Source organism: Capnocytophaga cynodegmi DSM 19736 (assembly GCF_000379185.1).
Taxonomy (GTDB): Bacteria; Bacteroidota; Bacteroidia; order Flavobacteriales; family Flavobacteriaceae; genus Capnocytophaga; species Capnocytophaga cynodegmi.
In genome coordinates this window covers 1-8,093 of the sequence record NZ_KB900728.1, presented here as the reverse complement: position 1 = coordinate 8,093, position 8,093 = coordinate 1, and the positions used below count along the sequence as shown (strand labels likewise).

General features: G+C 31.1%; 5 protein-coding genes. All 5 read right to left on the bottom strand.

Annotated elements, in window-relative coordinates; all coding sequences use genetic code 11:
* Window positions 1-1,179 (bottom strand): ATP-binding protein (locus tag YW9_RS0108590; protein WP_018279769.1); only part of this gene is annotated, 1,179 nt, incomplete at its 3' end.
* 463 nt (window positions 1,180-1,642) lie between these two features.
* A complete protein-coding gene (locus YW9_RS0108585) occupies window positions 1,643-3,502 on the bottom strand; it encodes an Eco57I restriction-modification methylase domain-containing protein (protein ID WP_018279768.1) in 1,860 nt (619 codons plus the stop codon).
* A complete protein-coding gene (locus tag YW9_RS0108580) occupies window positions 3,499-4,260 on the bottom strand; it encodes a hypothetical protein (protein ID WP_018279767.1) in 762 nt (253 codons plus the stop codon). The genes YW9_RS0108585 and YW9_RS0108580 overlap by 4 nt, the downstream gene beginning before the upstream one ends.
* A gap of 3 nt (window positions 4,261-4,263) precedes the next feature.
* Window positions 4,264-5,370: a hypothetical protein gene (locus YW9_RS0108575; RefSeq protein WP_018279766.1), complete on the bottom strand. Its 1,107-nt coding sequence runs from the start codon at window positions 5,368-5,370 to the stop codon at window positions 4,264-4,266.
* Between the two features lie 12 nt (window positions 5,371-5,382).
* Window positions 5,383-7,680: an ATP-binding protein gene (locus YW9_RS0108570; RefSeq protein ID WP_018279765.1), complete on the bottom strand. Its 2,298-nt coding sequence runs from the start codon at window positions 7,678-7,680 to the stop codon at window positions 5,383-5,385.
* Window positions 7,681-8,093 lie beyond the last annotated feature (413 nt).

Sequence of the window (8,093 nt, the reverse complement as noted above, 5' to 3'; positions counted from 1 at the left end):
GCCTTCTTTTCTGCCGTCTTTCCAACGAGCATAGGTCAGGGCTAAATTTTCTCTGTGCATCCACTGCGACAAAACGGCGGTTTCTACCATATTTCCCATTTCATCATCAATGGCTTTTATGGGAGAAAATAAAGCCGTACGAAGCGACGGATTGGTCAAATAAATCTTAAAACTCATTATTCGTTTCAACCTCTTGGCATTGATATCCACCTTATTAAGCACCTTGATAAGAAAAGCCGCTTCGAGGTATTCCAAATATCTCTTGAGTGTTTCTTTCTGTATGCCACTTTCTTTGGACATTTTTTCGAAAGAAAATTCGTTGCCCGTGTTGTACGCAATGTAGGTAAAAAATCGGTTCAGTTCCTGAACATCCTTGATGCCGTACAAACTCGGCAAGTCTCGCAACAACACCTTATCCACAATATCGTTTTTCACATACCGTCCCATATCTTTCTGAATCTTTTCAGAGAGAACCACTTCAGGATAACCGCCAAAATTGAGATACTGCTGGAATTCTTCATTCAATTCATTTATATTTAAAGGAAGATGATAAGGAATTGATTGTCCGCCGTATTGAATAACATCTTCTCGGATAAGATGATTTTTATTTTTTAAGTGAATAAACTCTTGAAATGTGAGCGGAGGCAACATAAAATCGGTAAATCTTCCTGCTCCACTCTCTGTGCTGTGCCAACGGAGTGCTGCTGCTGCCGAACCAGAAACGACAAATTTAGTTTCGGGATAAATGTCCACCAACACTTTAAGATGGCGTTCCCAATCTTTTAGGTATTGAATTTCATCGAAAAACACATAGCAGCCTTTTAAATGCTCTATTTTCAAAGCCTCTTTACACAGCTCTAAAATATCTTGCAGACTCAGATGAATGTAAATAGGGTTGTCTATCCCCACAAAAAATATTCTTTGCGGATTTACCCTCTCTTCAATCAGTTGGTCTATGGCGTGGTACATCATCACGGTTTTTCCTACCCTACGGGGTCCCATAAGTACTACTGCACGGCGAATATCCTGCTCTGTTACAAAGGGATAAAACAAATCGAAATACAACCTTTTCGACATATTTTTATATAAATCGGGAATCCTTTGGCTCGACCACCAAGGGTTTTCGTATTGCAATCGCTCTATAATTCTCGGTGTAGGTATAAGTCCTGATTTTTGCATATTTTCTCTTATCTACTTCATTATTGTAAAAACAAACATTATTAAATATGCTTATTTTTACATTTTATATACTATTAATTATATAAATATAATTTTAAACGCTTTATTTTGCAAAGTTACGGTATTTGTCAAAATAAACAAGTTGAAGTGTATTTATTTTCACAATAAATGTCTATATAAGTAAAAAATTAATTTTTTCGATGTTTATTTTACCTCACCATAAGCCTTGTTAACGGATATGATAATTATAATCGAACCCTAGATCTTCGTCGAAATCGGTTAGAATTCCATCAAATCAATTTCTTCAATAGGGACTTCGTATTCTTCCAAAGTAGGAATGTAATCCAAAATAGTCTAACGTATCACTAATGAATTGGACATTAGCAGTTTATAAAGTATTTAATCTGTCTTTTGTTGAATATATGAGAGCTTTTGTTGGAAACTTTGCTAAGAGTTTTCCAAACTATTCCGTAATTGTTAATTCGTCTAACTGTATGCCGTAATAATCCTCTAGCAAATCATCAATAGTTTTTTGGTTAGATTCATTGATAATAAAATGTATATCATTTTCGGTAAACTCTGGAATGCCAAAATTCCTAATGTAAGTTCCATTTAGTGAGTAATATGATGATGAATAGGGTTTACTCGTAGTTTTGATATAATACCAAAATAAACGGGATTCTAATATTTTTTTAGCAAATAACATTTCTTCTTCAGAATGCCCAATTATTGCTTGTCCGTTATAAAAAAGTAAGTTATCATCATTACTTATGAGATAATTAGGCGTTTTATCTGAAAATTTTGGAAAAAATAATTTATTTGCAACTTTCTCCAATGATTGAGTCCTTCCAAAGGCAAACCATTGTTCATATTTTCCTTTCCCTTTATCTCTTTTTGCCAACTCTTCCTTCTTTTTCCTTAAATATTGATAGGCAGAAGGAAACTTTTCTTTCAAAATTTCTTCTTCGAGAGCTTTTGGTTTTTTCGAATCATTATATGGAAATATTACTTTCTCTTTGACTTCTTCAAAATTTACCTCTCGGCTTAATTTGTTAGAGTTTAAAATATCCTTACAAATTCCTTTTTCTATTGGGTGTATACTTCCATTTTGGAGATAATAAAAGTCTTTATCTTCATAAATGGGCTTAAATATATAGAGATCATTTCTTAAAGTTGCAATACCGTGTCTTGTTTTGTATTTTTCACCAAAAGGAATACCTATCGATTCTATTTTGGAAATAATTCTATTATTATTAAGATTCCAACCTTTTTTTGCATCAAGATTTTTATATGAAATTTTGCTGTATTGCTTTGTCTCTATAGGAAGTTCTTTGTGTTCTGATTTGTAATATTCAACATAGCTGCCTTTTTTCTTCTCGATAAAACAAATACAAGTATAGGTACTTTTTGATTTAAAAATTTGCATAGTGCCAAAATCAATGATTTTCATAGCTACTTTATTGTTTTCAAAATAACTTCTCAACGCTCTACCATTTAAGCTTTTGAAAAAAGTATTCATTGTAATATAGCCAAGAATCCCATTTTTAGCTAAGTTTTCATATCCAATCTGAAAGAAAGGAATATACAGATCAGGATTTCCTGAAGTACAAACAACCCAATTTTTCAGATTATCCTTAACCTCATCGGCTAAATTCCTTGCACAAACATAAGGTGGATTTCCTACCACAATATCAAACCCATTATAATTTTTAATCACTTTATTCCAATCAAAAATTAGAGCATCTCCTTGATGGATATTAAAGTGAAACTCTTCAATATCTTCACCATCCGATAATGCTAATAAGCTCAATAGTAACTTACTACGAGTTACAGAATAATCTTGAATATCCAACCCGAAAATTTGATTTTCGAATATAAACTTATAAGTTTTCCCTGTCCGTCTTTTTAGTTCTTTAGCAGCAGTGTACAAAAATCCTGAACATCCACAGGCAATATCCACTATTTTTACTGAATCAAGATTATTTTTTTTATTTAAAAAAATTTGGGAAACAATATATTCCCTAATTTCTGTTGGGGTATAAATTGCTCCATTTATAATTCTGTCTGAAGGTGAGATAACAAATTCAAAAAGTTCGATTAATCTTTCAATATCAAAAGTACCTATTTCCTCTTTTATAATTTCGATAAATTTATTTAAACTATTCCATTCTTCAATTTCATTTTCAGAGATGAAATATTCTAGTAAAAAAATATTCTCTACAACATTAATTTTATTAATTTTCAAAAAAGCAGATACAATAAGTCTATCAACCTTTAATGGTTGAGATGAGTAATTTTTTAAGTATCTGAATAAGTTTTTCATATAAAAATAGGACAAATTTCATCAATAGGATTCCAAACTATATTAGTTTCTGTAAAGGGTTTCCACTTGTTAGCCAAAGTATGGAAATAAGGCTTCCAGATAGCACCTTGATAGTCTCTTTGCAAATTAATAAATACTCTTTCGTCTTTCAGAATTTCAAATGCAATAGGGTAAAAGTTAGAAGTAAGAAAACCAATTCCTAAAATAAAATCAATAGGTTTATGCATTATCCTAGGAGTATCAATATAGAATAAATCCCCCAAATCAGGGTTGTTGGACTTAGTTGGGTTAAAATCGTATTGTAAATGATATATTGGATGTGGCTCTTTAGTACCTGATTTGCTAATATGTTTATCAATATGAAATCCAAAATGATAACTTTTTTTTCCAACACCTCTTATCATAACATTAAATGCTAATTCAGTAAAGGGATCGTTTAATGTATTCCAATGCTCAATCTTAGCACGCAACTTCATATTCAAAATAACTTCACCTCTGATAATATCTTGAGGTTTTACATGGCTCAATGTATTTAATGGCATACTAAAGTTTTCAACATCATATCCCCAAATACTCTCATCTGTAGAACCATCTTTCAATTTTGGGATAAAATCTTTATTTTGTAGTTGAGAAATTACGGTCTCTAACACTGATGTTGTAACATCTCCACCAACTACTCTAAACAATAAATTGCTTAATTGCCTCAGGTCTCCGGCTCTTTTATTTCTGAAACTCATATTCTTACTACTTACAGCCATACTTTACAAGTTTCTTTTGAGTTCCTCAATTCTTTCTAATTCTGTATAGTGTGGCTCAATACCTTTATCTGAGCCTTTTCTTTCTAATATCGCATACAGAGACATGTATTTAGGCTCTTGCCATGATTTCAATTCGTGTGATAATTTCACTTTAAATCCTTCTAATGGGTCTAAAGGAAGTTTAGTAGCCTCGCAAATAGTCCAAAATTCACTGCTTGTATTGTGCATTGTAGGCTTTGCTGCAACTATGCCATCAACTCCAAAAGTTTCTTTTAGAAAATCAACTCTTTCTTCAGCTTTTAAAAATGAGAAGTTTTTTCCCGAAATCTCTTTTAACTTCATATTTAATAAATCAGCCCACCATCTATTCCAACCACCTGAAAACAAACCTTTGTATTTATAATTTTCAAATTTTGATAATAGTTCTGTCCAATGAGTTCCGCTTTCTTCAATATTTACGCCAAGTCTCGCTGCTAAAACAGTTTCTTTAATCAAAGGATTAGTGCAATGAAAAAGCGTTTTTACAGTGAAATGTGCAAAATCATATGGCACAATTATATCTTGATTATAAAAACGCTCGAAAATCCTTTGGTCTAAATTTTTTAAATCTTGTCTTTGAAATATTTCATCTAGAGAATCTGCATTAAAAGGTAATGTTTTATACCCCTCAGCTAATGCTTTTAGTTTTTTTGAAAAGCGTTCATAGTCTGGATTTTCTGATTTTCTGAAAGAGTAGTCAAATAAATCATGACTTGTTTTATCTGATTTATAAGTTTCTTTAATCTTTTCTAAAGTGGAGCATAGTACAATTGGAAATGATTTTAGATCTTTTCTCGCGCAAATCGTCCTTAATTCTGAGCTTATAGATATAGCACTATATTGTAAATCATTTGGTCCACCCCCATCTAATCTCAGGTCAATTAATAGTCCATCATAGCTTTCATCAGTTATTTTTTGTCTTATTTTTGATTCTAAATCAGAAAAACTTAACCCTTTTTCTATTGGAAGTGGATTTACTTCTATTAAGCCCGTATCATTGAAGCCATTTATTAATGATGTTATTGAGCCATCATTTTCATCATCTATATATATGTATTTAGGTACTGACATATTCTATTTATCTTAATTTTTAGGTATCTCTATTCTTATTGTCGTATTATAATCATCAGTAGGAGTTGAAACATATATCTCCCCATCATAAAACTCAATTATATCCCTTACAATCTTTAAACCTAAACCTGTTCCTGTAAGTGCTATAGCTTCATCAGCAGTATGGTTAGAGATTGTAGATGTAGTATAAAATGCATTGAATATATTCTCTTCATTTTCTTTATTAATTCCATCTCCATTATCTGAGAATTCTAAAAAAACTACCTTGTCATTCTTTCCACATCGTATAAAAATTTTGCCTTGGGATTTTGCTCGTTTGATAGCTTTTTTTGAATTAGTATATAAGTTAAATAATATTGAAGCCCACTCTGATGGATGCATAGGTATTGTAAACAAATCGTATCCTTCATATTTGGTTGGAAGCATTTCTATTGACGCTCTTTTCAAATCATTGGAAATAACTGTTTCAAAATTTCTAACCACATCTCTCAATTCTATAGGTTCTAATTCTCTATGGACATTTCTTGAAATTGTTTTATCAAAATATGAGGTATATGTGCTAAAAGATTTTACATTTGCTTCTAGTAGCTCAGTTCTTTCATAGATATCCTTATAATCTTTGACTGCGTTTTTAAGAAAGCGAATATCAGCATCAAAGCCTGGTAAAAATCGTTGAACTTCATGGACGAATTCTCCAATGACCAAACCTAAACCCGCTAATATTCGAAGCATATTTACTTCATCTATTAGTTCTTGATTTTTTGCTTTTTCTTCTTCTCTTGCTTGTTTTATTTTTTCAAATATGTCTTCTACTTTTTTCTTTTGTTCTTCTGGATTTGAGAAACTTTGACTTACACCTCTCGCGTTCACAGAAGGTATTATCAATTCCTTCATTTCGTTGATAGCGTTATCAACATTTTCTGATGGACTGTTTTTATATCCTTTTTGTGAAGCTTTTACTTTTCTACCTCTTAATGATTGTACTTTCATAACAGCACTAATCAATGAACGATAAACAAAATTAACTAACTCATTCAAATATTCATTTTCTATTATTCCTTCTCTACTCGAAGTTTCTTCAAAATTATTAGATTGGTCAACAAGTTCTACAAATCCAAAGAAATTTCTATTAGTATGCTGAGCTAAAATAATATTTCTATTATTTGATTTATCCAAACCTAGCCAATCATCAAAAGGTTCACCGTAAGGGAGAACACGAAATCCATTACGATATAATCTAATGCCTCCTTTTTCAAAAAGCAATTCTCGGATAAATGTCATAGTTCCTGGTGCAAATAAAGAGGAGTCAAAAATATAGTAATATGCTTTAAAATGTACTCCTTTAATTAAATTGAATGGTTTGGAGGTATCCTCCTTATCTTTGTCATTATTTCCTATCGGAAATACTTCTTGTGGAAAATTTAATTTATCACTTTTCAAAGCCCAACATCCTTGACCATCACTCAAGACATAACCTTCTATCTCTGCTAAAGCATGTTGAAAAATTGCTTTCTCTTCATCTACGATTACAACTAAATTTCCATTATCATTTCTATAATAGTTACTTTTAAATCCTTTATCAATGGAATTCAGTTTTTCTTCTTTTTTCTTTTTTGAAAGAGGAAATGGCTGTAATAATTCAGAAGTATACCGATAGATGCGTTTAATCATCGCATCAGACCAACCTTCTCTAAGTCCTTCAATTATCAATATTGTACCATTGCTTTTAGTTTTAGAAATCGATTCTATCGAATTGGAAATAGTCAATAAATTTTTATCTGTTTCGAAATCATCCCAATTAATAATTACTTTCAATGCCTTTTGAGATTGGACTGTTTGAGTAATAATTGTTAATTTATTTCCCAAACGCTGTGTTGCAAATCTACCAATTCCTTTTTTTCCCGCTTTTTGACGTTTATATTTTTCAGAAATAGGATTATGAATTTTATCCGAAGAAGATAATCGCATAAAACCATTTACTAATTGTTCTCTGCTCATCCCATGTCCATCATCCTCAATTATTAAAGTTCCTCCTTTATTCCATGCATTTTCAAAAATTAAATTAACTATAGTAGCATCAGCGTCATATGAATTTTTTATAAGTTCCGAAACTGCTGTTTCTTGCCTACCTACAAGTTCTTTTCCTAACCTATTTATAATACCTGCATCAACGGAAAATCTTATAGCGGAATTATCTAAATTGGCTATTTCATTAGATAGGGAAATAACAAGATTGTTATCAGAATTTTCCTTAAGAATCTCCTCTGACAACTTCTTTTTCAGTTCCAATAGTTTACTTTTTTCATCCATAAATATGAAGTTATTGATTAAACTTTCAGACTTTACCAAAGCTATATAGCCGACGCAAAGGTATTGATTTTTGAATATTTACGATACTTATAGTCTGTTTTTATTAGAATAATTACCTAGTAAAAATCCTCAAGCTACCTTTAAGAAAACTAAACATTAATTATATATTACACATTTTCAGTGTTTTAAAAAAATTCTATATACAAACTCTAACTCTAAGAAAGTCGCCCAAATATACAACTTTCACTTATTTCATACACATCTTCCACCAATCTTCCTGATGATTTTATTTATTAAAACCAAAACCCTACCTTTGCCAAACATTGAAAACATCAATCTTAAAATGACAGTAGCCGATTCCATAGAAGAGTATAAAAGGTTAGATATCGAGAATATTTTTAATTATGAGGAGT

Bases quoted from the DNA above. Each gene is read 5' to 3' on its own strand.
- YW9_RS0108570 (WP_018279765.1), bottom strand. From the start codon at position 7,680: ATGGATGAAAAAAGTAAACTATTGGAACTGAAAAAGAAGTTGTCAGAG.
- YW9_RS0108585 (WP_018279768.1), bottom strand. From the start codon at position 3,502: ATGAAAAACTTATTCAGATACTTAAAAAATTACTCATCTCAACCATTA.
- YW9_RS0108580 (WP_018279767.1), bottom strand. From the start codon at position 4,260: ATGGCTGTAAGTAGTAAGAATATGAGTTTCAGAAATAAAAGAGCCGGA.
- YW9_RS0108575 (WP_018279766.1), bottom strand. From the start codon at position 5,370: ATGTCAGTACCTAAATACATATATATAGATGATGAAAATGATGGCTCA.